This is a genomic window from Alitiscatomonas aceti, from assembly GCF_025567195.1.
GTDB lineage: Bacteria > Bacillota > Clostridia > Lachnospirales > Lachnospiraceae > Alitiscatomonas > Alitiscatomonas aceti.
In genome coordinates this window covers 65955-91666 of the sequence record NZ_JAOQJF010000006.1, presented here as the reverse complement: position 1 = coordinate 91666, position 25712 = coordinate 65955, and the positions used below count along the sequence as shown (strand labels likewise).

The 25712-nt window shown below is 54.4% G+C and carries 22 protein-coding genes; 14 read left to right on the top strand and 8 right to left on the bottom strand.

Annotation, left to right across the window (positions count from 1 at the left end; genetic code table 11):
• Nucleotides 1–93: 93 nt before the first annotated feature.
• Both malQ and OCV69_RS04515 read left to right on the top strand, forming a co-directional pair.
• Nucleotides 94–1593 (top strand): 4-alpha-glucanotransferase, encoded by a 1500-nt coding sequence (gene malQ / locus OCV69_RS04520; protein WP_158357923.1) that lies wholly within the window; start codon nt 94–96, stop codon nt 1591–1593.
• 189 nt (nt 1594–1782) lie between these two features.
• Entirely contained in the window at nt 1783–2607 is an 825-nt protein-coding gene (locus tag OCV69_RS04515; RefSeq protein WP_158357925.1) for a hypothetical protein, read from the top strand.
• 169 nt (nt 2608–2776) lie between these two features.
• Here OCV69_RS04515 and OCV69_RS04510 read toward each other — a convergent pair whose 3' ends face one another.
• The 3 genes from OCV69_RS04510 to OCV69_RS04500 form a co-directional block, all read right to left on the bottom strand.
• On the bottom strand, nt 2777–4102 hold the full coding sequence (locus OCV69_RS04510) for a sodium/glutamate symporter (protein WP_158357927.1): 1326 nt from the start codon (nt 4100–4102) through the stop codon (nt 2777–2779).
• A gap of 57 nt (nt 4103–4159) precedes the next feature.
• Nucleotides 4160–5188: a hydroxyacid dehydrogenase gene (locus OCV69_RS04505; protein ID WP_158357929.1), complete on the bottom strand. Its 1029-nt coding sequence runs from the start codon at nt 5186–5188 to the stop codon at nt 4160–4162.
• Nucleotides 5189–5407: 219 nt separating this feature from the next.
• Nucleotides 5408–6361, bottom strand: coding sequence for a LysR family transcriptional regulator (locus OCV69_RS04500; protein ID WP_158357931.1), 954 nt, complete (start codon nt 6359–6361; stop codon nt 5408–5410).
• Nucleotides 6362–6562: 201 nt separating this feature from the next.
• On the opposite strand from OCV69_RS04500, the gene OCV69_RS04495 reads away from it, so the two are divergent.
• The 6 genes from OCV69_RS04495 to OCV69_RS04470 all read left to right on the top strand — a co-directional run bounded on the left by OCV69_RS04495 (nt 6563) and on the right by OCV69_RS04470 (nt 15177).
• Nucleotides 6563–7264 (top strand): RraA family protein, encoded by a 702-nt coding sequence (locus tag OCV69_RS04495; RefSeq protein WP_158358042.1) that lies wholly within the window; start codon nt 6563–6565, stop codon nt 7262–7264.
• A gap of 209 nt (nt 7265–7473) precedes the next feature.
• Nucleotides 7474–9804, top strand: a complete 2331-nt coding sequence (gene feoB / locus OCV69_RS04490) for a ferrous iron transport protein B (RefSeq protein WP_158357933.1) — start codon at nt 7474–7476, stop codon at nt 9802–9804.
• 295 nt (nt 9805–10099) lie between these two features.
• Nucleotides 10100–10978 carry an SseB family protein gene (locus OCV69_RS04485; RefSeq protein ID WP_158357935.1) on the top strand — a complete coding sequence of 293 codons (879 nt, stop codon included), beginning with the start codon at nt 10100–10102 and terminating at the stop codon, nt 10976–10978.
• Nucleotides 10979–11002: 24 nt separating this feature from the next.
• A complete protein-coding gene (locus OCV69_RS04480) occupies nt 11003–12406 on the top strand; it encodes a L,D-transpeptidase family protein (RefSeq protein WP_262562998.1) in 1404 nt (467 codons plus the stop codon).
• Nucleotides 12407–12519: 113 nt separating this feature from the next.
• Nucleotides 12520–14526, top strand: a complete 2007-nt coding sequence (locus tag OCV69_RS04475; protein WP_262562997.1) for a M28 family peptidase — start codon at nt 12520–12522, stop codon at nt 14524–14526.
• 9 nt (nt 14527–14535) lie between these two features.
• Nucleotides 14536–15177: a GNAT family N-acetyltransferase gene (locus OCV69_RS04470; RefSeq protein WP_158357939.1), complete on the top strand. Its 642-nt coding sequence runs from the start codon at nt 14536–14538 to the stop codon at nt 15175–15177.
• Between the two features lie 140 nt (nt 15178–15317).
• Here the strand turns inward: OCV69_RS04470 and OCV69_RS04465 are convergent, their stop codons facing one another.
• Nucleotides 15318–16343: a sugar kinase gene (locus tag OCV69_RS04465; protein WP_158357941.1), complete on the bottom strand. Its 1026-nt coding sequence runs from the start codon at nt 16341–16343 to the stop codon at nt 15318–15320.
• 14 nt (nt 16344–16357) lie between these two features.
• Nucleotides 16358–17317, bottom strand: a complete 960-nt coding sequence (locus tag OCV69_RS04460; protein WP_158357943.1) for a bifunctional 4-hydroxy-2-oxoglutarate aldolase/2-dehydro-3-deoxy-phosphogluconate aldolase — start codon at nt 17315–17317, stop codon at nt 16358–16360.
• Between the two features lie 353 nt (nt 17318–17670).
• On the opposite strand from OCV69_RS04460, the gene OCV69_RS04455 reads away from it, so the two are divergent.
• From OCV69_RS04455 to OCV69_RS04435, 5 genes are all read left to right on the top strand, one after another.
• On the top strand, nt 17671–18615 hold the full coding sequence (locus OCV69_RS04455) for a DUF2156 domain-containing protein (protein WP_158357945.1): 945 nt from the start codon (nt 17671–17673) through the stop codon (nt 18613–18615).
• A complete protein-coding gene (locus OCV69_RS04450) occupies nt 18612–19637 on the top strand; it encodes a GNAT family N-acetyltransferase (RefSeq protein ID WP_158357947.1) in 1026 nt (341 codons plus the stop codon). Before OCV69_RS04455 ends, OCV69_RS04450 begins: the two co-directional genes overlap by 4 nt.
• 62 nt (nt 19638–19699) lie before the next feature.
• Nucleotides 19700–20422 (top strand): NAD-dependent protein deacylase, encoded by a 723-nt coding sequence (locus OCV69_RS04445; protein WP_158357949.1) that lies wholly within the window; start codon nt 19700–19702, stop codon nt 20420–20422.
• A 28-nt stretch (nt 20423–20450) separates the two neighbouring features.
• Nucleotides 20451–21443, top strand: a complete 993-nt coding sequence (locus OCV69_RS04440) for an aldo/keto reductase (protein ID WP_158357951.1) — start codon at nt 20451–20453, stop codon at nt 21441–21443.
• A 31-nt stretch (nt 21444–21474) separates the two neighbouring features.
• Nucleotides 21475–21666, top strand: coding sequence for a DUF951 domain-containing protein (locus OCV69_RS04435; protein ID WP_262562996.1), 192 nt, complete (start codon nt 21475–21477; stop codon nt 21664–21666).
• Nucleotides 21667–21721: 55 nt separating this feature from the next.
• Here OCV69_RS04435 and OCV69_RS04430 read toward each other — a convergent pair whose 3' ends face one another.
• The 3 genes from OCV69_RS04430 to OCV69_RS04420 are packed head-to-tail and all read right to left on the bottom strand — an operon-like array spanning nt 21722 to nt 24622.
• Nucleotides 21722–22435: a hypothetical protein gene (locus OCV69_RS04430; RefSeq protein WP_022272793.1), complete on the bottom strand. Its 714-nt coding sequence runs from the start codon at nt 22433–22435 to the stop codon at nt 21722–21724.
• A gap of 17 nt (nt 22436–22452) precedes the next feature.
• Nucleotides 22453–23172 (bottom strand): DUF5058 family protein, encoded by a 720-nt coding sequence (locus tag OCV69_RS04425; protein ID WP_158357953.1) that lies wholly within the window; start codon nt 23170–23172, stop codon nt 22453–22455.
• 16 nt (nt 23173–23188) lie between these two features.
• Nucleotides 23189–24622 (bottom strand): amidohydrolase, encoded by a 1434-nt coding sequence (locus OCV69_RS04420; RefSeq protein ID WP_158357955.1) that lies wholly within the window; start codon nt 24620–24622, stop codon nt 23189–23191.
• A 173-nt stretch (nt 24623–24795) separates the two neighbouring features.
• Between OCV69_RS04420 and OCV69_RS04415 the strand changes: the two genes are divergently transcribed.
• Nucleotides 24796–25710, top strand: a complete 915-nt coding sequence (locus OCV69_RS04415) for a LysR family transcriptional regulator (protein WP_158357956.1) — start codon at nt 24796–24798, stop codon at nt 25708–25710.
• The last annotated feature ends 2 nt before the right edge of the window (nt 25711–25712 follow it).

Here is a 25712-nt window from a genome sequence, read left to right as displayed (position 1 = left end):
TTCTGAACCTCCTTTTGCAGCGGCTCCGCTTTTCAAATCCAGCCGTGTGATGTATAATAAAACTGTTATCTGTATAGAAAGGACAGGATGAGTATGAAGACTATGTTGGACCGCGGCGCAGGCATTCTGATGCCGGTTTCCAGTCTCCCATCTCCTTATGGGATCGGTACGTTTGGAAAGGCCGCTTACGAGTTTGTGGATTTTTTAAAGAAAGCAAGGCAGAAATACTGGCAGGTACTTCCGGTGGGGCCCACCAGCTATGGGGACAGCCCCTACCAGTCGTTTTCTGCATTTGCGGGGAACCCGTACTTTATCGATCTGGATACCCTGGCAGAGGAGGGGCTGCTGACCCGGGAGGAGATCGACGCCTGCTATTGGGGAGACGATGTGACCCAGGTGGCCTATGATACCGTGTTCTGGTACCGGTTCCCTCTGCTGAAGAAGGCCCACGCCCGCAGCGAATTCCATGAGGAAGAGGGCTATGAGAAGTTCTGTATGGAAAGCTGGTACTGGCTCAACGACTATGCCCTGTATATGGCATTGAAATTCCATTTTGACAACCAGGAATGGCTGGCCTGGCCGGAGGATATCCGCTTCCGGAAAAGGGACGCGGTGGAGCGGTACAAAGAGGAGCTGAAGGAAGAGATTGATTTCTGGAAGTTCTTACAGTATAAATTTTTCCAGCAATGGAAAAAATTAAGGGCATACGCCAATAGCCAGGGGATCTCCATCATAGGAGACATTCCCATTTATGCGGCATTGGACAGCGCAGACGTCTGGAACCATCCGGAGCTGTTCCTGCTGGACGAGGAAAGCCTGACGCCCCTTAAGGTGGCTGGGGTCCCGCCGGACGCCTTCAGCGAGACCGGGCAGCTGTGGGGAAATCCCCTGTACCGCTGGGATGTACAGGAAAAAACAGATTTTGCCTGGTGGAAGGAACGGATGAAGGCATCTGGACGGCTGTATGATGTGGTCCGCATTGATCATTTTATCGGAGTGGTCCAGTATTATGCGATCCCGGCGGGCGCCGAGGATGGAAGGACGGGAGAATGGCTCAAGGGACCTGGGAAAAAGCTGACAGATGCCATCGGCCAGGTGATCGGAGACACAAAGATCATCGCCGAGGACCTGGGGATCTTTGTACCGGAGGTAAAGGCGCTTTTGGAGGAGACCGGTTATCCGGGCATGAAGATCATCGAATTTGCCTTCAGCGGAGACCGGTTCAATGAGCATCTTCCCCATATGTATACGCCAAATTCCGTGGTTTATGGAGGTACCCATGACAACGAGACGCTGGTGGGATATTTTAAGCCGGAAGAGCGCCAGTGGTGGGAGCTGCAGTATATTGCCGATTACATGGGTGTTTCCCATCAGGACCAGGTGGTGGACCGGGTCATGTTCACGGCCTACGGATCTGTGGCCAGCGTGGTGATCTTCCAGGCCCAGGACGTTCTGAAGCTGGACAACTGGGCCAGGATGAATACACCGGGAACGGTGGGAAGCAACTGGAGATGGCGGATGCGCCCCGGTGAGCTGAACCAGGGCCATGCGGATCATCTGGCCTGGCTGGTGGATACCTTCGGGCGGTTTTAGGGATGCGCCAGGAAGGGCGATGGACAGCAGGAGACTGCCGAAGAAGGAAAAACATCCTGGTTTATTGGAATTGTGAATAAAATAACGATATCTGAAAAATCTGAGGATGACTCCTTGACAAAGTGTGAATGACTTTATATAATAGGGCTTTCCCGTTGACAGAAAACTTTGTAAAAGGAGATATGAATCATGAATAAGAACACAACAGATATCACATTATCAGCTTATTTCAATGACATTGTCATCGGATATTATGAGGATGAGGCGCTGGTAAAGCAGCTTGGCAGACAGCTGGGCTTTGATGTGGACATGGATACGTTTATGGCCGTATCGTTCCAGTACCCGTCCGATATGAATGTAAAACCGGAGGACCGGGAAAGGCTTACGGATGCCGCCCAGGCGGTGATCGGGCTTTCGGAGATCAATAGAAGGATCACGGGAAAGCAGATCATCACCTGTGATTCCGGTGTATGTGTAATCCTTATTACCCATGATAAAGCAGAAATGCGCCGGATCCTGGATGCGGTGAAGACTGTGGCCGCCGAAGAGGTGGGGAGGATCGTTTCCGACCGGAGGATCCGGGTGGGGATCGGTACCATTGAAGGCGGGATCAATGGCATCCGGCATACGTACAGCAATGCCCAGGATGCAGTAAAGGCTGGAGAGATCTTTAAGAAGGACCGCGTGATCCTGGAATATATGGGCATGGAAATATACAGCAGCATCAATCAGATGGTGGTAAATTTCGGAGACCGGCTCACAAGAACGGTTCTGCGGCAGCTGGGAGAGACGGAAAAACGGGTCCTTTCCAAATATTATAAATGCAAAGAGGATGTTGCGCTGACCGCAGAGGAGCTGGGGATGACCCAGGAGGAGGTAAAGAACAGCCTGGCCCAGGTGAAGGTCAATACGGGTCTGGATGTAAACGATACCGAGGACAATTTCAAGCTCCATTTCATCACCATTGCCAAAAAAGTGCTGGAAAATGACGAGAGGATCCGGAGGAACCGCTGATCCTGGGATGGACCGTTCAGGGGCAGCCGCCGCTGGCCGGTATTTCCGGCGGCTGGCAGCGGAAACTGGCAGTGGAGGCAGAAAAGTGAAAAGGAAGCCGCCCGGCTGGGAGATCGACCCGCCGGACAGCTTCCTTTTTATATATTATGAGGTAAGGTATGAACAAGGGTTATGCGGCAGTCCGCTTGTTTTTTCTTGCAAAGAAGATAAAACCGAAGGCTGCAAATCCGAGCATCATGGCAAAGCCAACACCGCAGGTGAGGCCGATGCCGCTGGTCAGCCAGATGGGGGTCAGGCCGACGAACACGTCCTTCCAGGACATGATGGCAGAGTAAACGCCGTGGGTATCGCCTGCGCTGGACAGGGAATCCGGGTCAACGGCTCTTACTAGGGCAAGACCGGTGGAGGTGTTGCCGGTGGCGGCGCCGAAGGCCATGCAGGCCTTCTCAAACCACTCCTCACGGCAGAAGCGGTAGGCCAGATAGAAGATGAGCGGAACTGTAAGGACAGTCAGGATCACGGTGTAGATCAGCACCGGCACGATGTAGGTGGAAACAAATTCCATGTCCAGGGTGGCCATGGCCGTGAAGACGGTGATCTCCAGGCAGAAGCCGCTGGCCATCTTGATGGTCTTTAAGTCCACATAACGCTCCAGCTTTGTCATCTTTAAGAGCTGCCAAAGGATCGCGCCGCCGAAAATTCCGTGGAGTACGCTGGGAAGCTCGTTAAAGAACGGGATGTAAGCGCCCAGGAGGCCAAAGAGCTTGCGGCCGATGAAAAGGGCGGTCAGAAGCCAGGCTACCTGTAAGGCCAGATGGTTGATGCTGATGCCGGTGGTGACGGTATGGCCGGAAGCCACACGTTTTTCCTCCGGAAGAACGCCGCCGTAGAAGTAATCGGGCTGCTTTTTAGGCTCCTTTACATAGGTTCCCCAGCCCTTCCGGATACCGAAGTTGACCATGATCATGCCCACTAACATGGCGACGATGAGACCAAGGGTGGATAATACCATACCTACGGCCATGTTTCCCTCGATGCCCAGCTTTTCAAAGGCTGCGCCGGCGGCAGCGGCAGTTCCGTGGCCGCCGTGGAAGGAGAATACGCCCATGACGCCCCAGCCATCGGGAAGGCCGGGCCATATCTTCTGTAAGAGCCAGCCCAGGAATACGCCCAGGCCCAGCTGCATTCCATAAGAAGTCATAGTCATACAGGAATAGTCCAGATAGGAGCCGATCTTTTTCCGGTTGATGGTCACGCCGAATACGGTGGCGGCCATTACGATGTCGATCATGACGCTGGGAATGGAGCTGAAACTCTCGGGAACCTCAACGACGCCCAGGACCTGCTGGCCCAGTAAAAGGAGGATCAGTCCGCCGATCAGTGACGACGGAAGGAACAGCTTCTGGAGCGGCTTGCACAGCTCGCGGACAAAGAAGCCCACGAGGAGGAACACGGCCAGCACCAGGATATCATTACACAGTGATGCAACAGTCATTTCTTAAATCCCTCTGCTTTCGTATGTTCTGAATATTCATTGCAGATCAAATATTCACTAAAAATCGAACATTCCAGCCGGCTTTGTATCCGGTTTTTTTGTATCTGTATACGTTTTTGCGGTCTTATAATCCACATCGTTGATGGGCCATGTGGGAGCCTTGCCCTCGTAGACCTCCTGAATGCCCATGGCTGCGAAATAGGATGCGCGGTGGGCAGCCTCTGTGGTGTTTCCGCCGATGTGGGGATAAATGATCACATTGTCCAGGGTTAAGAGCGGGTTCTTCGGATCCACCGGCTCCTTCTGGATGGCGTCCAGACCGGCTCCTGCGATGATTCCGTCTCTGCATGCCTCATAAAGGGCCGTCTCATCCACACAGCCGCCGCGGGCGGTGTTGATCAAGAAGGCCGTGGGCTTCATCATAGCCAGCCTTTCCTTATTTACCAGGTTCTTTGTCACCGGAGTGTTGGGGCAGTGGAGAGAAACGTAATCACATTCCTTAAAGATCCGGTCCAGATCGCGGACCACCTCAACGCCTTCGGGGAAATCGCAGGCCGGCTTATAGGGATCGTAGGCCATGACATTCATCTCAAAGCCCAGAGCACGCTTTGCAACGCGGCTACCGATGTTTCCGCAGCCGATGAGGCCCAGTGTCTTACCGTTTAAGGTGCTCTTTTTTACCTTTAATTTTGCTTTGTAATAGTCGTCCACCCAGGTCTTATGGAGAACGGTCACGTTCCGGCTCATTTCCAGGATCAGCAGCATGGCAGTCTCAGCCACAGAGGTGCTGTTGGCCACTGGGGCGTAAAGAGCCTGGACGTTGTTGTCATGACATGCCTTTACGTCTAAGGCGTCAAAGCCTGCGCCATGGCGGACGATGACCTTTAAATTGGGATTGGACTCAATGACCTCTCTGGTGATCGGTGTGATACGGACGATCATGGCATCCGGCTGATATTCCTTAAAATCAGCAAGAACATCTGCGGTCTCAAAGCCGCGGCCATCGATGATGGTGTGGCCGGCGTCTTCCAAAAGCTTCCGTCCCTCGGACATGATCTCCTGCGGCAGTAAAATTTTCCAGCCCATAGTATAACCTCCTGAAATCTTTTGTATGTTTTTTAGTTTCTCACGGACGTTTGTCCTTCTGGCTGTCATTATATGGGAATGGAGATGTAAAATCAAACAAGCAGTTTTGGGAATTTTAACAAAAAAACGTTGTGAAGCTCCCCTTATTTATAGAAGAAACAGAAAACAGGATGGAAGATGGGAAATATGGATGCAGGGCCGCCGGATCCGGGAAGGGGGTTATTTTCCCGGAAGGACGGCAGCGATCTCGTTAAACACATCTTTTGTAATGGAAATGAAATCATGGGCATACTGGGGCAGGGTCCGTTCTTTATGGGATGCAATGACGATCCGGTGGCCGATGAGCTCATTTTTTAGGGTCAGGGGAAAGGCATTGGCCTCTGGATAGGCCGAAAGAAAGGCCGGGAGCCTCGTCTGGGTACAGAAAAACGCCCCGTAGTCATAAGGAAACAGGGAAATGAATAGCTCCGTGGACTGGGATTCCAGGAAGATCCTGGGCTTGATCCTGGAGGACAGGAAGCACTGGTCGATGGTCCTTCTCAGCTTCATGGAGGGATGGGGGAGCAGGAAGGGAAGTCCGGAAAAACCACTCAGATCCGTGCCCTGCTCCGAGCGGTTTTTCAGCACGCTCCAGGTATCGGGATAATACTTTTTCAGCAGATGGTCGGAGCAGACCATGTAAATATGGTCGTTGAGGAGGGGCGTGGAATCTAATTTTGGGTTGTCCTGGTACATGACGCCGATGAAGAGATCCAGCTCTCCGCTGCAGAGCATTTCCTCCATTTCGCTGGAGGATTTGCCGCACAGCTCAATGGAAATATTGGGCCATTTTTCATAAAACTGCGGGAGGATGCTGGGCAGGCAGATCTCTCCCCGGTAGGTGTGGATCCCCAGCTTCAGGCTGCCGATGCTGTTGGCGGATATATCCGTCAGGCGGTTCATAAATTCGTGCTCTTCTGCCAGGATCTTTACAGCCACGGCGTAAAGCTGCTCGCCCTCATAGGTGAGAGCCAGCTTTGGCTTCCGGTGGAACAGGGAAACACCGTAATGCTGTTCCAAACGCTGGATATGCTGGCTTAAATTCTGCTGGGAAATATAGAGCTTCTGGGCCGTGTTGGTGACATGCAGCTCCCGGGCCAGCTCCACGAAATAGTAGAGGGTCAGCAGATTCATAAAACTACCTCCGATCCGAACATAGATTTCTTCTATTATAATAGAAGAAAAGGGGGATGTAAAGCGTGACAATATTTTCTTGTGAAAGAGAAACAGATACATTGTTTGCTATTGTTGTGGTTCCGGATTACAATAGGGCCAGAACAAAGAGCGGACGCTCAGAACATGAAAAAAGAGAATGGAGAGAAGGAGAGAAACGATATGGCAGTAGGCAAGAGAATCTATTTAAAAAGAAACATGCCGGACCCGGAAGTGATGGAGCAGTTTAAAACGATCCCGGCGTCCAATACCTGTGATGTAATGGGAAGAAACGCGGCCATGAATCCGCGGGTCCGCCTGATGAGCAGTCCCAAGGCCCAGATGATGGTGGGACCGGCGCTTACAGTTAAGGCAAGAGGCGGCGACAACCTGGCCCTTCATGCGGCTTTAAACATTGCCCAGGAGGGCGATGTGCTGGTGGTTTCCAATGAAGAGGATAACACCCGTTCCCTGATCGGTGAGATCATGATGGCATACCTCCGATATGACAGAAAGGTGGCCGGGATCATCATCGACGGACCCATCCGTGATATCGATGAGATCGGCCAGTGGGATTTCCCGGTCTATGCCACCGGGACCACTCCGGGAGGCCCATATAAAGAGGGACCGGGTGAGGTGAACGTACCCGTTGCCTGCGGCGGCATCAGCGTAAACCCGGGCGACATCATTCTGGGGGACCCGGATGGCGTGATCGTCATTCCAAGAAAGGACGCAGCGCAGATCCTGGAAGATGCAAAGAAGTTCCAGGAGGCAGACGAGAAGAAGCTGGAGGCAGCAAAGAATGGAACGGCCAACAGAGCCTGGGTGGAAAAGACCCTGGCTGCAAAGGAATTTGAGATCATCGACGGCGTATACGAGCCATAAGAGTACATACAAAACCTTCCTAAAAGCGGACTGCGGCAGAATCGGTAAAAGGATCCTGCCGCAGTCTGTTTTTATATCCTAAAAGATATTGACTTTTTTCTCATTTAGATTATATTACAAATGCCTGTACAAGGCTCTTCATTTTAGAGGATAGTTAGATGATACTAATTCAAAGACCATAAACGAGAACAGACAAAAAGGAGATACAAATGAAGCTGAGCAGACTGCCGATCGGAAGCACGGCTACCATCCTCTCTGTGGGCGGGAACGGAGCGCTCCGCCAGCATTTCCTGGACATGGGACTGATCCAGGGAACAGAGGTAACGGTCGTAAAATACGCGCCCATGGGAGATCCCATTGAGCTCAGGATCCATGGGTATGAGCTGACCATCCGGCTGGAGGACGCGGAGAATATTGAGATCAGTGAGCCCCATGCGCCGGTGGATATACAGAGAAAGGCCAAGAAGACAGAAAAGCACCATCCCGGCTACGGAGAAGGAGGAAAATTCCATAACCGGAAGGAGGAAAATCCCCTGCCGGACGGAGAGACCCTGACCTTTGCCCTGGTGGGAAACCAGAACTGCGGAAAGACCACGCTGTTCAACCAGCTGACTGGATCCAGGCAGCACGTGGGCAATTTCCCGGGCGTCACTGTGGACCGGAAGGACGGCGTGATCCGCGGCCATGACGATACGCTGATCACCGATCTTCCCGGGATCTACTCCATGTCCCCGTACAGCAGCGAAGAGATCGTCACCAGGGAATTTGTGATCCAGACAAGGCCCAAGGGGATCATCAATATCGTGGATGCCACCAACATCGAGAGGAACCTGTATCTGACCATGCAGCTGCTGGAGCTGGGGATCCCCATGGTGGTGGCCTTAAATATGATGGACGAGCTCTGGGAAAACGGCGGTTCTGTCCTGGTCAATGAGATGGAGGAGGCCCTGGGGGTTCCGGTGATCCCCATTTCCGCCGCCAAGGGAGAGGGGATCGAGGAGCTGGTCCGCCATGCGGTCCATGTGGCCAGATACCAGGAAAAGCCTCTGGAGATGGACTTCTGTAAAAAGGAGGAAGGGATCCACCGGGGGATCCATGCAGTCATGCACTTGATCGAGGACCATGCGGCCCAGGCACAGATCCCGGTGCGGTTTGCGGCCAGCAAGGTGATGGAGGGCGATGAAAAGATCCTGGAGCGGCTGAAGCTGACGGACAATGAGAAACGGATCCTGGATGAGATCGCCAGACAGACTGAGGAGGAGACTGGAATGGACCGGGCGGCCGCAGTGGCCCAGATGCGGTTCGACTACATCGGAGAGGTCTGTTCCGAGACAGTGATCAAGCCCAGGGAGAGCAGGGAGCGTACCAGAAGCCGCCAGATCGACCGGTTCCTGACGGGAAAATATACGGGGATCCCGGCCTTTATCGGGATCATGGGGCTGGTATTCTGGCTGACCTTCAATGTGGTCGGCGCGTTTTTACAGGGAATCCTGGAGACGGGGATCGAAGGGCTGACCGCCATGGCAGACACGGCTATGACAGCCGCAGGCGTCAACAGCGTGGTCCAGTCCCTGGTCATCGACGGGATCTTTGGCGGCGTGGGCGGCGTTCTGAGCTTCCTTCCCATTATCGTAACACTGTTTTTCTTCCTGTCGCTGCTGGAGGACAGCGGCTATATGGCCAGAGTCGCCTTTATTATGGATAAGCTCTTAAGAAAGCTGGGCCTTTCCGGACGGAGCATCGTCCCCATGCTGGTGGGCTTCGGCTGCACGGTGCCGGGAGTCATGGCCAGCCGGACCCTTCCGTCGGAGCGGGACAGGAAGATGACCATTCTCCTGACGCCGTTTATGAGCTGTACGGCCAAGCTTCCGATCTACGCCTTCTTTACAGAGGCTTTTTTCCCGGAGCACCAGGCTCTGGTGATGATCGGGCTTTATGTGCTTGGGATCTTCATAGGGATCCTCATGGCACTGATCTTTAAAAAGACCTCCTTTAAGGGAGAGGCCGTGCCCTTTGTGATGGAGCTTCCCAACTACCGGATGCCGGGAGCAGCCAATGTGGGCCATCTTCTGTGGGACAAGGCGAAGGATTTTCTCCAGCGTGCCTTTACGGTGATCTTCCTGGCTACCATTGCCATCTGGTTCCTTCAGAACTTTGACACGGGCTTTAACATGGTGGCGGACTCCCAGGACAGCATCCTGGCTCTTCTGGCGGGCGTGCTGGCCCCGGTATTCCTGCCGGTGGGCTTTGGGGACTGGCGGATCGTCACAGCCCTGATCTCCGGCTTCATGGCCAAGGAGAGCGTGGTCTCATCCCTGACGGTGCTGTTTGGAAGCATGGAGGCGCTTCAGGGAACCCTTACGGTTCCGGGAGCCGTTTCCCTGCTGGTTTTCTGCCTTCTTTATACGCCCTGCGTGGCGGCCATCGCCTCGGTGAAGCGGGAGCTGGGCGGAAAATGGGCGGCTGCTATGGCGGCCGGCCAGTGCGTGCTGGCGTGGATCGCGGCGTTTATCGTATACCAGGCGGCACTGCTCCTTTAAATCATAAAAAGCCCTCTCCGAAGGCCGACAGGAATGCGGCGGACGGAGGGGGCTTTACAGTTTCAGGAGGCGGTTTGGGGAATGGACCGGAGAGACCAGGAGGGGGAGTCGGGAAAGTTAAAAAAGTCAGAATTTCGTAAGAGAAAATGCCGGAAATGCCGGAGTTTCGCCGGACTCTGTTTCTTGACAGCCGTTCTCCCAGACGATATAATGTCTCTGTATATAACGGCGGCGGGGCAGAAAGAGCGATTGGTTCCGGCGGCGTGTAAATAAAGAAGACAGAAGGGGAATCAATATGGATCAGGGCAAGCAGACCAAGGAAAAAGCGGAGAAACTGGCAGTGATGAAGAAACTCAGCACATCGAAGGAGCTTTTTGTGCTCATGTCCCTCTGCACGAAGATGCCGTTTGTAATGTGTGACCCGGAAACCTTTGACGATGAGGTTTTCTTATATGAGAAGGAGGAAGATATCAAGCGTGAGGGACAGCGGTTCCTGGATCAGAAGATCCCGCTCCAGATCGCAAAGATCGATAACAAGCAGTTCCTGCATTTTTACAGCAACCTGTTTACCATGGGCGTCAACTGCCTGGTATTCAACGGCTATATGGAGGACGAGTATAAGCTGCAGCTGGCGGATCTGGTGAACCGTCCGGGACAGAATTTAAAGGAGGGGCAGATCTGGGTGGAGAATCCGGGACTGCATCTGACGGCACTTTATTTTATGCAGGAGGTCCGCAGACAGAAATTTGAAAAGCTCCCCAAAGAGCTGCAGGAGCTCCAGGAGGAGATCCTGGCAGATTATGGAAAGGGAACCTACCTGGCTCCGTTCAATGAGGAAAACGGCGTGCCGCTGTTAAAGCAGCAGAACGGGGATTCCTACCAGCCGATCTTCACGGACATGCTGGAATTCAATAAGTTCAATCGGGAAAATTTCTTTAAGGCATCGGTGATGACGGCGGATAAGATCACAGGAGCCCTGGCCAAGGGCGCCAGGGGCGTGGTGGTGAACCCCATGGGAGTAAACCTCCAGCTTCCGATTACAAAGAGAGCCGCATCGGGTCCGGCAAAGCCTCTGGACCCGGCAAAGCTGGCTGAGGCGGCAGTGGCCGAGGCGCTGAGGGAGCCGGAAAAACCGGAAACTCCGCTCGGAGATATCGGAAACAGCGGGAAATGATCCCCGCAGAAGGGAATGATTCAGATGAGGAGAAATGAAAAGCTTCTGGCCGTCATGGCGGCGGCCCTTATGACCACGGCGGCCGTGTCCTTTCAGGCCATGGCGGCGGTGGATACGGATTTCCACCGGTTCGTGGTGGGGACCATTATCAACGGCGTTCCGGTGTCCGGCATGACGACGGCCGACGCCGAGGCGTATATAGAGGGATATTTTAACGGCGGCTATACCCTGGAGATCGAGGATACCGAGGGAGTCCGGGAGGTCATCACCGATACGTCCATCGGCTATACCGTGGATGTGACCGGGGACCTGGAGGCCATTCTGAAGGAGGAGAACGACGGCGGCAGAGTCAGCGGTCCCGGCGTGGAGCACCGGTATACGGTGGACGCAGAGCTTAAGTACGACGAGGCAGCCCTCCGGGCGCTTCTGGAGAACATGGCATTTGTAAAGAACGCCTCTCCCACCAGTGATGCGTATATTACTCCTTATGAGGAGGGAAAAGCATTTTCCATCGTTCCAGAGGTCCAGGGCACAGAGATCGATATGGATAAGCTCATGGCCGCGGTAAAGGAAGCCTTAAACTCCCAGACACGGCTTTTAAAGGTGGAAAATCTGGACTGCTATAAGACGGTCCAGGTCACCTCAGACAACGCAGATCTGAACCAGATGTGCGCCAATCTAAACCGGTATAAGGATATCAATATCACCTATGTATTCGGCGACCAGCAGGAGATCCTGCCGGGACTGGAGGCGGTCAAATGGATCGACGGCGTTTCCGGGTCCGCGATCCAGGTGAACCAGCAGAAGGTGGCGGAGTATGTGAAATATCTGGCCGATAAATATGATACATACGGAAAGCCCCATACGTTTACCAGTACGTCTGGACGCCAGGTGTCTGTAAACGGCGACTACGGCTGGCAGATCAACCAGGCAGAGGAAGCGGTGGCTCTGACCAGGATGGTGCAGAACGGCACCAACCAGACCAGGGAACCGGCGTACAGCCGCACAGCGGCCAGCCGGACCGGGAACGATTTCGGGACCACCTATGTGGAGGTGGATATGGGCCTCCAGCACATCTACATGTATGAGAATGGGACTCTGATCGCAGAAGCGCCCATTGTCACAGGAAACGTGTCCAGGGGCTGGACCACGCCGGAGGGACTTTACACCCTTTATTATAAGGAAAGAGACCGGGTACTGCGGGGGCCGAAGCGGGCAGACGGAACCTACTCCTATGAAAGTCCCGTTTCTTACTGGATGCCCTTCAACGGCGGCATCGGACTCCACGACGCCAATTGGCGCGGTAAGTTCGGCGGCGAGATCTATAAGAATAACGGCTCCCATGGCTGTATCAATATACCGCCAAAAACGGCAGCCGTGATCTTTGAGCATGCATACAAAGGAATACCGATCCTCTGCTTTTATTAGGCGGGAATAAGAGGGTGTCCGCAGGAAACTGTGGGCACCTTCTGTTGCAGAAGCTCAGGGAAACCTGCGGACAGCAGGTGCTTCCGGCTGACAGGATCAAAGGAGGCGGCAAGGTGAACGAAAAGGAAAAAGAGCAGGAGCAAAAATATCTGGAGGCAGTGGACGTTTCTTATTCCTATGGTCTGGCCAAGTCCATGGAACGGATAAAAAGCAATCCGGCATTGGGATTCAGGACCGCCGGCTCCAGGGCAGAGTTTGAAACTGGAGAAATGCTGAGGCAGGAAATGGAACGCATCGGCCTGAAGGATATCCATAAGGACCGGCTGTGTCTGGACGGATGGGAATTTGAAAAGGCGGTACTGCGCTTTCGGGACGCAGAGGGAGCGGAACATGTCTTTCAGCTGGGAGCCTATCAGACCCAGTTTTTGACCGGGGGCTTTCAGAAATTTCCGCTGGTCTATGTGGGGCGGGGAGGAGCCCAGGACTATGCAGGCCGGGACGTGCGCGGCTGTCTGGTTCTGGTGGACATTAACCAGAGGGACGAGTGGTGGATCAACTTCCCTGTGTACCAGGCCCATTTAAAAGGAGCGGCAGCAGTGATCGCGGTCCAGGACAACGGCTATGGGGAGATCGACGGAGAGGCGCTGAACGCCCAGGACATTGCTGGTCCTAAGGATGCTCCGGCGTTTTCCATTTCCCAGAAGGACGCGGCTGTGTTAAAAGAGGCGCTTCAGAAGGAAGAACGGCTTACGGTGGAATTTGACGCCAGTTCCCGGATCCTGGAGCAGACAGAGTCCTATAATATATGGGGAACGATCCCAGGGAGAGAGGAGGACATGATCCTTTTAAGCGCCCATTATGATTCCTATTATGACGGGTTCCAGGATGATAACTGTGCGGTGGCCATGATGCTGGGGATCGCCAGGGCTCTTCTGGAAACCGGATATCGGCCCAGAAAGACTCTGGTGTTCTGCGCCATGGCGGCGGAGGAATGGGGGATCGTCAATTCCAAATACGATTGGTCCACGGGAGCCTGGCAGCAGGTCTTCAAGCTGCGGCCTGACTGGCCGGGGAAGGTCATTGCGGATCTGAATTTTGAGCTTCCGGCCTACGCCCACAATGCCTGGGACGCCATCCGTTCTACTTATGAATATGAGGACTTTTTAAAGGAATTTGTGGAAAAGCTGCCGGTGGATCCCACGAACGTATATCCCCAGGGGCTGCGGGTCCACTGCCCCATCGAGACCTGGTCCGACGATTTTTCCATGGCTATTTCCGGGATCCCGTCCATGGTCAATGAATTCAGCAGCGCCGGATTTATGGAGACCCATTATCATTCCCAGTTCGACCGGGACGAGTTTTACGACGAGGCGGCATACCGGTTCCATCACGAGCTTTACGGACTTCTTTTGATGGCCCTGGACCGGGTGAACGTGGCTCCGGTGAACCTGGAACGGACCTTCCGGGCCTTGAGAGAAAGTGTCCGCCCGGTGACCGGGCGGGAAGACGAAAATGCATTAAAGACCCTGATGGAGAAGCTGGAGGAGGGAGAGAGGCTGGCCCGGGAGGTCTACGAGGCTGTGCGGACGGCCAATACCGGAAATGGGGAGCCGGAGCGGGACAGAAGGCTCCAGAGCCAGCTTCTGTATCTCTTTAAAAAGGCCCAGGGATATTTTGTGCGGCTCAACTGGCACGATGAGGTTTTATTCCCCCACGAGGCGTCCCAGACCAATCTGCGGTATCTGGGTGAGGCGGTCCGGCAGTTGGAGGACAAAAACGTCCGGGGCGCCCTGGAGGCCCTGTACCAGGTGGATAACAACAAATATGCCTTCCAGTTTGACGATCAGGTATACCGCTATTTCACTGAATATGTGATGAACCAGGAGAAGGAACGGCTTCAGTGGGGAGCCGGAAGGATCGTCCATCATCTGGATCTGTCAAAACAGATCCGCAGCCTTATGGAAAAGGAACGGACCAGGAATACAGGGGTGGAGCCAGAGCTGGAGGCATTGAAGGCCATGGAGCGCCAGGCACTGGGCTGTTTTGACGATGATATCCGGTATATGATCCAGGCTGTGGATACGCTGACAGAGGGCTTGAGAAAGGCGAAAGAGGAGTAGGAAAGAATTATGGAAACCAGTGCGTTGTATCGAGTACAGAGAGAGGATCTGCCCAGACTCCAGAAAATGCTGACAGAGTGCTTTGCGGAGGATCCGCTGTATCATACGCTGATCCCAGATCCGGAAACCAGGAAGCGGCTGATGCCGGAGCTGTTTGAATGCGATCTGAATGAATTTTATGAGACTTGTGAGATCTATGCGGAGAGCCCGGAGTTAAAGGGTCTTCTGGTGGTCTCTGACGAGGCGGAGGAGTACGATCCCATCCGCTTTTATCTGACAGAGGCCTGGGCCTCCTTAAAGACAGACGAGTATCTGATCAAAGAAGACAGGAGCTTAAAGACCCTCTGGAATTTCATCCGGGGACGGGACTATCTGAATTCCCGGTGGACAGCCCAGCTCCACCAGGAAAACCGCCTGCACATCATTTATCTGGCGGTGAGCCCCGGGGCCAGGCATACGGGGGTAGCGGAGATCCTCATGGACGAGGTGATCCGCTACTCAGAGAGCCACCGGATGCTGATCTCCCTGGAGACCCACAATGAAAAGAACCTGTCCTTTTACAGCCATTTTGGCTTTAAGACCTTTGGGATCGTGGAAAAGGATATGGGACTGAAGCAGTACTGCCTGGTGCGGGAGCCGCAGCAGGCATAGACCGAAGGCCTGCCCTGCGCAGACACCAGGAAGAGATAGGAAATGAAAAACCTCCGGGGCTGGCAGGCCCCGGAGGTTTTCAAGTATATATTGAGGAATAAACTTGCCCTTACTGGCAAATGGGCAGCGAAGCAGGAATATTATCTCTGAACACGGCCGGATCCGTCGCCGCCGGCTAATTTTGTAACCTCGTCCACGGAAACCATGTTCATGTCTCCCTCGATGGAGTGCTTTAAGCAGGATGCGGCAACTGCAAATTCGATGGTGCTCTGGGCGTCATAGTCGTTTAAGCATGCATAGATCAGGCCGCCGCCAAAGCTGTCGCCGCCGCCTACGCGGTCAACGATGTGCATCTTGTATTTTTTGCTGAAGTAGTAATCGGTTCCGTCATATAACATGGCAGACCAGTTGTTGTCGTTGGCAGAAAGGGACTCACGGAGTGTGATGGCGACCTTTGTGAAGCCGAAGCGGTCGGCTAACTGCTTTGCCACGTCCTTGTAGCCCTCATGGTTTACAGTACCAGTGGTCACGTCAGTATTGGCAGCCTTGATGCCGAATACGTCGGAAGCATCCTCCTCGTTGGCGATGCAGACGTCCACATATTTGCACAGCTCGCCCATTACCTCGCCGGCTTTGGCCTTGGACCACAGCTTATTTCTGTAATTTAAGTCGCAGGAAACGGTAAGTCCCAGCTCCTTGGCTTTTTTGCAGGCCTCTAAGCAGATACCGGCAACGGTGTCGTTGAGGGCCGGGGTGATGCCTGTGAAGTGGAACCAGTCGGCGCCTTCAAAGATCTTTGCCCAGTCGAAGTCCTCCGGGGAAGCCTCGGAGATGGCGGAATGGGCACGGTCATAGATGACCTTGGACGGTCTCTGGGAAGCGCCCTTCTCCAGGAAGTAGATACCCACACGGTCGCCGCCGCGGGCGATGTCCTTTGTGTCTACACCGTATTTTCTTAACTCGTTGACAGCGGCCTGGCCGATCTCATGCTTCGGAAGCTTTGTAACAAAAGCGGCGTCCATGCCATAGTTTGCCAGGGAAACAGCCACGTTGGCTTCGCCGCCGCCGTAGGTGGCGCCAAAGCTGTTGGCCTGAACGAAACGGTAGTAGCCCTCCGGAGCGAGACGGAGCATGATCTCACCAAATGTAATAACTCTCTTTGCCATGATAAAATTCTCCTTTACTTCTGAACTAAATGTACTGCGAATCCGCCGATCTCATCCTCCAGATAAATGGCGGTCAGCTTGTCGCCTTTGAATTTTGCGGTTTCTTCTTTGAATTTATAGCCCATCATTTCCAGATAATTTTTCGCACGCGCAACGGAGTTGGTGGAAACTGCGATGTGGCCCTTTGCGCCAAGGCCCGGCGCTTTCATACATTCTACGGCTGTTCCGGCAAATACGGAGCTGTTTCCGGACTTCTTTGTGAAGCCGAAGAGGCCGTCGAAGGCAGAGGCTGTCTGGTCTGCCTGCTCCTCGTTCTCGCAGTTGATGCCAATATGGGCCAATTCAAAGCCCAGCATGGTCTGGACGGCTTCCTTTGTCAGATCGCGGATCTTATCGAATTCTCCGGCTGCAACCAGATCTTTTTTCACCATCCAGCTTCCGCCGCAGGCCAGGATCTTATCGAAGGCCAGGTAGGAATTGATGTTCTTTGCGTTGATGCCGCCGGTGGGCATGAATTTCATCTGTGTATAGGGAGCGGCCATGGCCTTGATCATGTTGATGCCGCCGGCCTGTTCAGCCGGGAAGAACTTCACCACATCAAGACCGAGAGAGATGGCCATTTCCACATCGCTGGGATTGGAGGTGCCGGGTGTTACCGGGATCCCCTTATCGACACAGTATTTTACTACTGTGGGGTTCAGACCGGGGCTTACGATGAATTTTGCTCCGGCGTTCACTGCGCGGTCCACCTGCTCGGTGGTGAGGACTGTGCCTGCGCCCACTAACATATCCGGGAATCCCTTCGCCATGATGCGGATGGACTCCTCAGCGGCGGCGGTACGGAAGGTGACCTCTGCACAGGGCAGTCCGCCTTCGCAGAGAGCCTTAGCCAGGGGGGCGGCGTCCTTGGCGTCATCAAGGACCACCACCGGAACGATACCGATCTTCTGGATCTTTTCTAAAACTTCGTTCATATTTCGTTTCTCCTTTGCTTTATTTAATGGAAAGGGATATAAAAATTCGGGTCACAATTCTGTCATGCGGTACAAGGTTTCACAATATGAAACTCAGTTCCGTATTGCGATATTTACTAAAATAAATTATACTCGCCGGCCTTTAAAAGTCAATAGGAAAAAGTAATTTTGTTATCCTTCCCTTACACAGAAAAATGTGATAAAATGAACGCTGAGATAACCGGGAGGACGGGGTCGCCGCCGCGCCCGGAATATGCGGATGCCGGGGAAGGAGACCCGGCGCCGGGGATATATGGAGCTGCGGGCCGGACTGGCCGGACGCCTGGGGCCACAGCTGTCATGAAAGGACGATTATGGATCTGAAATTTGAGAATTTCCGTGCGGAGCATGTGGAAACGCTGGCAGGATATTATGGAAAGCGCCATGACCGGACCTGCGACAGCACGATCATGGACAATTTTCTCTGGGGAGGCTATTACCACATCCGTTTCTGTGAACGGGATGGAAAAGCTGTCCTCTGGATCATGAACATCGACGGAAAGGACTACGCTGCCCTTCCGGTCTGCGGCCTGGAGGACCTGCCCCATTATTTTAAAGAGCTGGAGCAGTATTTTAATGAGGAGCTCCATCTGCCGCTGGAGATCTTTCTGGCGGATGAGGAGGCGGTGGAGTATTTAAGGCTCCCAGAAGACCGGTATTCGGTGGAAGAACTTCCGGATGCCAGGGATTATATTTATAGTGCGGAGTCACTGAAGGTTTTATCCGGGAAAAAGCTGGGGAAGAAGAAAAACCACATCAACTATTTAAAAAGAGAGTACGCCGGCCGGTATGAGTACAGGACCCTGTGCTGCTCCGACGGTCTGGATGTGTGGCAGTTCCTGGATAAATGGAGAGCCCAGAAGGGACAGGAGGTGGAGGGCCACCTGGACTATGAGGTGGAAGGGATCCACGATATATTAAGAAACTGCAGTGCGTTCCATGTACACATGGGCGGCATTTACATCGACGGCCGGCTGGAGGCCTTTGCCATCGGCAGCTACAACGAAAAAGAAAAAATGGCCATTATCCATATCGAAAAGGCGAATCCGGAGATCCGGGGGCTTTATCAGTTCATCAACCAGCAGTTCCTGATCCATGAATTTCCCGAGGCGGAGATCGTGAACCGGGAGGACGACATGGGGCTTCCGGCGCTGCGCCAGGCCAAGCTGTCCTATGAGCCCATGGAATTCGCCAGAAAATTCAGGATCCGGCAGCTGTGGCCGGAGGAGGGCTGGGGGAAGGAAGAAAACAGGTTATGATCCGATATCTGGAAGCAGAAGAAAAAGGAAGGACAAGAGCGCTCTGGAACGAGGCGTTTCCAGAGGATTCCGTATCCTTCGGAGACTATTATTATAAGGAAAAAACAAAGGACAACCGGATCCTGGTCTGTGAGGAGGAGGGGCGGATCGTGGCCATGCTCCAGAGGAATCCCTACGCGGTCTCCATGCGGGGGGATGTGAGGACCTGCGACTATATCGTAGGCGTGGCAACGGCGGTCAGCGAGCGTCACAAGGGCCATATGAGGAGCCTGCTGCTGACCATGCTGCGGGACATGCAGGAGGAGCGGATGCCCTTTGCATTTTTGATGCCTGCCCGGGAATCCTTGTATTATCCGTATGATTTCCGGTTTGTTTTCGACCAGCCCCGGTGGGTCCTGGGATACAATAAGGACCTTCGGAGGATGCCCCTGGAGGGAAGCGCCCTGTATAAGGAGCTGGCCGACTGGCAGAATGCCTGGCTAAAGCGCCAGTATGAGGTGTTCGCCGTCCGGGATCCGGCTTACCTGGAACGGATGGAAAAGGAGCTGAAGAGCGAGAACGGCTTTGTAAACCTGATCTATGAGGACGACTGGTTCATTGGCATGGAAAGCGAATGGGGGCTTAAGGAACGGGAGATGCGGTACCTGTATACAGGGGAGCGCTACCGGACCCTGGCGGGCACAAAGCCGGCCATCATGGCCCGGATCGTATGTATGCCGGAATTTGTAAAAAATATCCGCCTTTCAGAGGCGTGTCCGGAGGATGAGGTGACCGTTGAGATCGGGATCCATGACCTGTTTATTCCCCAGAACCAGGGTGCATGGATCTGGAAGTTAAATAAGAGCGGCTCTGAGATCATCCAGGAATCCAGGTTCATTGCCAAGGGAAAAATGGAGGTGTTCACCATCGCAGAGCTGACCCAGTGGCTGTTCGGGTATGCCCTGCCGGAGCAGGTGGAAAACGTTCCTTACGGCCAGTATATCGAGCCGTTCCACGGAGTTTTTCTGGACGAGGTGGTTTAAGGGCTGTTCCGGGGGCTGAGGATCCATTCCGGGCGTTCGGCCCGGGGAAAGGAGTGCCAGAGATGACAGAGCGCGAAACCTTGAAGCAGTGGCTTTCTGAGAGTGAGAATATCGTATTTTTCGGCGGTGCAGGCGTGTCCACCGAGAGCAAGATCCCGGATTTCCGGAGTACCGACGGTCTGTATAACCAGCAGTATGCATACCCGCCGGAGACCATTCTGAGCCACACCTTCTATATGAGAAGACCCGAGGAATTTTACCGGTTCTACCGGAATAAGATGCTGTTCCCCGATGCAGAGCCCAACCGGGCCCATAAGGCCCTGGCGAAGCTGGAGCAGGAGGGAAGACTCCGGGCGGTGATCACCCAGAACATCGACGGCCTCCATCAGAAGGCCGGGAGCCGGGAGGTACTGGAGCTGCACGGCTCGGTGCTCAGGAATTACTGTACAAAATGCGGGAAATTTTATGGCCTGGAGGCGGTCCTGGAGTCAGAGGGCGTTCCCAGATGTATCTGCGGCGGTGTTATCAAGCCGGATGTGGTCCTCTATGAAGAGGGGCTGGACCAGCATACGCTCCAGAAGGCCGTTTATTATATTTCCAATGCCGATGTCCTGATCATTGGAGGAACCTCTTTAACGGTGTATCCGGCGGCCGGGCTCATCGACTACTATTGGGGGAAAAAGCTGGTGCTGATCAATAAATCCGTGACGCCCATGGACAGCCGGGCGGATCTGGTGATCAGCGGTCCCATTGGAGAGATCCTGGGAGACGCGGCCGGAGTTTAAGCTCCGGGACAGAAAGGAGTGACCGGGTATGTATCAGCCGTCAGAACGGCGTTACGTAGGAATGGAATATAAGCGCTGCGGAAGGAGCGGCCTTAAGCTTCCTGCCATGTCCCTGGGACTGTGGCAGAATTTCGGGACTGAAAAGACTCTTAAGGAGCAGGAGGAGATCCTGTGCCATGCGTTCGACCGGGGCATCACCCACTTTGATCTGGCCAACAATTACGGCCATCCGGCCAGGGGGCTGGCAGAGGAAAACTTTGGCCGGGCCTTAAAGGACTGTCTGGGACCGTACCGGGACGAGCTGGCCGTCTCCACCAAGGCCGGGTACGATATGTGGCAGGGGCCCTATGGAAACTGGGGCTCCAGGAAGTATCTCATGGCCAGCCTGGATCAGAGCTTAAGGCGCATGGGCCTGGATTACGTGGATATTTTTTACCATCACCGGCCGGATCCGGAAACGCCCCTGGAAGAGACCATGGAGGCCTTAAGCGATATGGTGCGCCAGGGAAAGGCTCTGTACGTGGGAATCTCCAATTATAATGCGGAGCAGACTGCTGCGGCAGTGAAGCTTTTAAGGGAGAACCATACGCCGTGCCTGATCCATCAGGTGCGCTACAACCTTCTGGAGCGCCAGGCGGAGGACGGCCTGTTTCCCGTCCTTTCAGAGAATGGCGTGGGCTGCATCTGCTTTTCGCCTCTGGCCCAGGGTGCGCTGACGGACAAATACCTCCGGGGGATCCCGGCCGGTTCCCGGGCGGCCCGGGAGGGGAGCACCGTGGCAGCCAGATATCTGGATGCGGAGACACTGGGAAAAATAAAGAAGTTAAACGACATTGCCAGAGCGGGCGGCATGACCCTGGCCCAGATGGCCCTGGCCTGGATCTTACGGAGGCCGGAGGTGACTTCTGTTCTGGTCGGGGCCAGCAGTACGGCCCAGCTGGACAGCAGCCTGGCAGCTCTGAAGCTCCCGCCTCTGGGAGAAGATGTGCGGAAGGAGATCCGTGCAGCGCTCGGGCAGTAAAGGACGGGCAGGAAACATAGGGAGGGATCCGATGGAGTATGAAGTAGGAGATATCGTCAAATTAAAAAAGCCCCATCCCTGCGGAAGCCAGGAATGGGAGGTCCTGAGGGTGGGCGCAGACTTCCGGCTGAAATGCCTGGGCTGCGGCCATATGGTCATGGTGACCAGGCGGCTGGTGGAGAAAAATACCAGGGGCCTGCGTAAGCCCGAGAAAAAGGAATAAAAAAGAGGGGCTGTTGTAAAAGCGCGGATTCGGCTTTACAACAGCCCCTTTTGCATCAGGCTTTTTTCTTCTTTTCCTTTGGAGTCATCTTAATGATCCCGGCCTTATAGAGCACAACGGCGCAGAGTACCGTGAGGACCATACAGATCAGCACCACAAAGCCCTCCATTCCTGCCAGAGGGAACACGGCGTTGACGCCGAACACCACTAAGAGCGGGAGGATCATGGTCAGCGGCTTTCCTTTGGCAACATAGTCGCCGCAGTCGTTGTTCACGAAGCTTAAAAAGATGCCGCCGAACAGAGCCGGGAGCAGATAGGTGGTGGCCGTCTGCACCGTGGGGCTAGTGAGGATGGGACGTAAGGGCACCAGGAGCAGCACGCCGCCGGCGATGATCAGGGTGGTGACGATGGAGGACACGGCTACGCCGATGGTGGCCACTGCGTCTCCTTCTTCTGTACCGGAGGCTGTGTCGGACATGATCTGGGCATTTACCACAACGGGGACCTTCAGGTTCATGACATTGCCTGTCAGAAAGGTGATATACGCGGAGGAGCCCAGGATCGGGGTATAGCTGAATACCTCGGCGATACAGGTGGGAATGAACACGGCCAGCAGGCCGCTGCCTGCGGTGATGACCTGGGCCGCGCTTTCCGGCCATACGTCGTATACGCTGGAAATGACCGCCGGGATCCCCAGCATGAGTATGATCCCGATGATGATGCCGATCCGTCCGGTCCGGTGAATACTGTCTTCGTATTTTTTATCCATATTGTGTTCCTCCTAAATTAACCAAGTATCTTGATCCAGACCAGCGAGGACGCCATGCCCAGGAGCAGGGTGTTTGCCATGACAAAGTTCCTGAGCCACAGACATTTGAACCGCTTGATGATCTGTAAATGGATCAGAACGATGATGCAGGACGTAAATACAACGGCCAGGTGTACCTTGCCCTTCATTAACTGCATGGGAAGGAAGGCCTCGATGATGGCCAGGGAAAGAACGCCGGTGATCAGGGCCCCCAGTTCTCCGTGCTTGCTTCTGGCCTTGGTCAGCCCCATCTGGATTCGCTTGCCGAATAAAAGGATGGCAATGAGGCCGCCCATGATGCAGATGCTCATAACGAACATAACGGTGCCGACCACAGAGGCATCTCCGGCGGCGTTTAAGGCTGCCACGGACTCATAGCCGGTTCCGGTGGCCACCATGTCGGCTGCCATCAGCTCGTATGTGACAGAGCCCACCACGGAAAGGCGGAACCAGGACCAGGGCACGCCCAGGACCGACGCCAGGCTGAAAAGGCCGATGACGATGGAAATGGACGGAACGACAGAATAAATGGCGGAGGAGGTGATCACCAGTTTGAGCTTTTCTTTGGTGATCCCCAGCTCCAGGGCGTGTTTGTAGGCTTTTTTCAGCGTGATCAGACAAAACAGGATAATATAGGCGATTCCCAGCCCCACTAGTCCGTAGAGCAGGGGACTGTTCATGATTTCATTAAAGGTCATCTGTGTTCCTCCTTCATTACATGGCGTCCACATAGGTAAGGTCGTCGGGGATCGGGGATACGTAAACGCCGCCGGTCTCCTCCAGCAGCTCCTTTTTGGCCTGGTCAGCCAGGGCCGGGTCGTCAAAGATCCTGGTGCAAGCCAGTCCAATGGCCTTTGCGGCTGCAAGACAGGCTTTTCCGCCGATGGAGGTGCCCACCTGGGCGGTGTACTGCCAGGTGTGGTGTCCGGTGCCGGGGATGGCTGCGGAGGCGGTAAGCTGGGCGGTGGGAACCAGGTAGCTTACATCGCCCACGTCGCTGGAGGCGGTCAGCACCTTCTGGCGCATCAGGGGGCTGTAAGGGATCACAACGGAATTTAAGGGCCGCTTTTCAAACTCTTCCGGCGTCATTTTGTGGAGGACAGCCATCTTCTGTACCATAGCCTTTTTGGCGTCCTCCGGCAGGATGGCCAGGAATTTTCTGGCAATGGCGTAATCCTCCTCGTCAAATTCGGGGCCTCCCATTTCCACATAGGCATCGGAAAGCACCTGGAAGGCGGTGGGGTTGGGGATCACGTCGCTTAAGCCGCCCAGGACTCTGACCTTGACCTCGGTCTCAGTCATAAGAGCCGCTCCCTGGGCGATCTTTTTGATCCGGGCCAGGATCTCGCTGCTCTGGGCCAGCTTAGGAGCGCGCATAAAATACAGCAGGGAGGCATGGTCCTGGACCACGTTGGGAGCTTCGCCGCCGTTGTCCAGATAGGCGTAATGGATCCTGGCATCGCTGATCACATGCTCTCTCATGTAATTGACGCCCACATTCATCAGCTCGCAGGCGTCCAGGGCGCTCCGGCCTTTTTCCGGGGCTGCGCCCGCATGGGCGGAAATGCCGGTGAAGTCAAAGCGGACCTTATAGTTGGCTACCATGCGGGTCCCCATGGGAACGTTCTGGTCTGCCGGATGCCAGGTGAACATCATGTCCACTCCGTCGAAGCAGCGGGCCTTGGCCATAAAGCCCTTTCCGAAGCCCTGCTCCTCTGCGGGACAGCCGAAAAATACCAGAGTGCCGGGCTTTTTGCTCTGCTCCAGATACGCCTTTGCAGCCATGGCGGCTCCCACGGCTCCGGCTCCCAGGGCGCAGTGGCCGCAGCCGTGTCCGGTGGTATGCCCCTCGTCCGGCTCCGGCGCGGCAACGCCGGCCTTCTGGCTCAGGCCAGGAAGGGCATCGTATTCGCCCAGGATGCCGACCACGGGAGAACCGCTTCCCCAGACGGCTTTAAACGCCGTAGGGATCCCGGCCAGCTCCTTAGTTACTGTAAAGCCGTCGTCCTCCAGGGCTTTTATGATGGCCGCCGCGCTTTTCGTTTCCTGGTAGCCCAGTTCGGCATATTCCCATACGGACCGGTTGAGCCCGGTGATAATCTGTGCCTTTTCACGGACAGCATTGCGGATGATTTGTGCATTATCCATAAGAACAACCTCCAATTCCTGTAAAGCATTGTGCCATTTTGGGTATAAGTATACTGTCTGGATGGATATATCACAAATATGTTTTATTTATAGGCGGCTATAAATTCCAGCGATGGACTTTAAAGTGAAGAAGAGATATAATAGAGAACAGCAAAAAGGAGGGGGAATGCATCATGACCATACAGCAGCTTCAATACGTTCTGGAGATCGCCCGGTGCGGCTCTGCGTCCAGGGCAGCAAAAAATCTGTTCCTGTCCCAGCCAAACCTGAGCAGCGCCATAAAAAACCTGGAACAGGAGCTGGGCTTCCCGATCTTTGAGCGGACTTCTGCCGGAATGAAGCTGACGCCTGCCGGAGCCAGGCTGGAGAAGGAAGCGTCGGTGATCATGGGACACTTAAAGGGGATCGCTGACGCGGGAAAAGAGGAAGGGACCTCCTGCCGGTTCCGGCTGGTCTATCCCATGTACCATCCGGCCTTTGAAGCCTTCCAGGATCTATGCCGGGATTACCAGGGGTATGATAAGATCGATCTGTCCTGTGCGGCAGGCACCGGGAGAAAGATGCTGGAGCTTTTGCACCAGGATCTCTGCGATCTGGTGGTTACCATCGATACCAGGGGCCATTACGCGGATTTCAACCGGTACTGCAGTCTGTTCCACCTGGAGTATCGGGATGTGGCAAAGGCGGTCTTTGCCGTACAGCTGTCCAAGGACCATCCCCTTTTAAAGGAAACTCCCTTTGACTTTTCAAAATTGAAAAACTATCCCTATGCAGCCTATATAGATGGAAACGGGGGAAACCTGAACTGGACGCCCTGGTCCAGTGTGGTGAATCCGGATAAGCTGATCCTGGTGGAATCCAGCGTTTCCAGGATTTCTCTTGTGGCCAGTACCAATGCCTTCAGCCTGGTGTTCCCCCATTCCAGGGAGTACAATGAGGCCAACGGCGTGGTAACGGTGCCTCTGCCTTTTGATCCGCTGGTCTTAAGCTATATATACTCCCGGGACCGGGGATTAGGAGAAACAGGCGAGGCGTATGTGCGGCATCTGAAGGAGCGGATACGGGAGCATTTTGGGGAGGATGGCTGAAG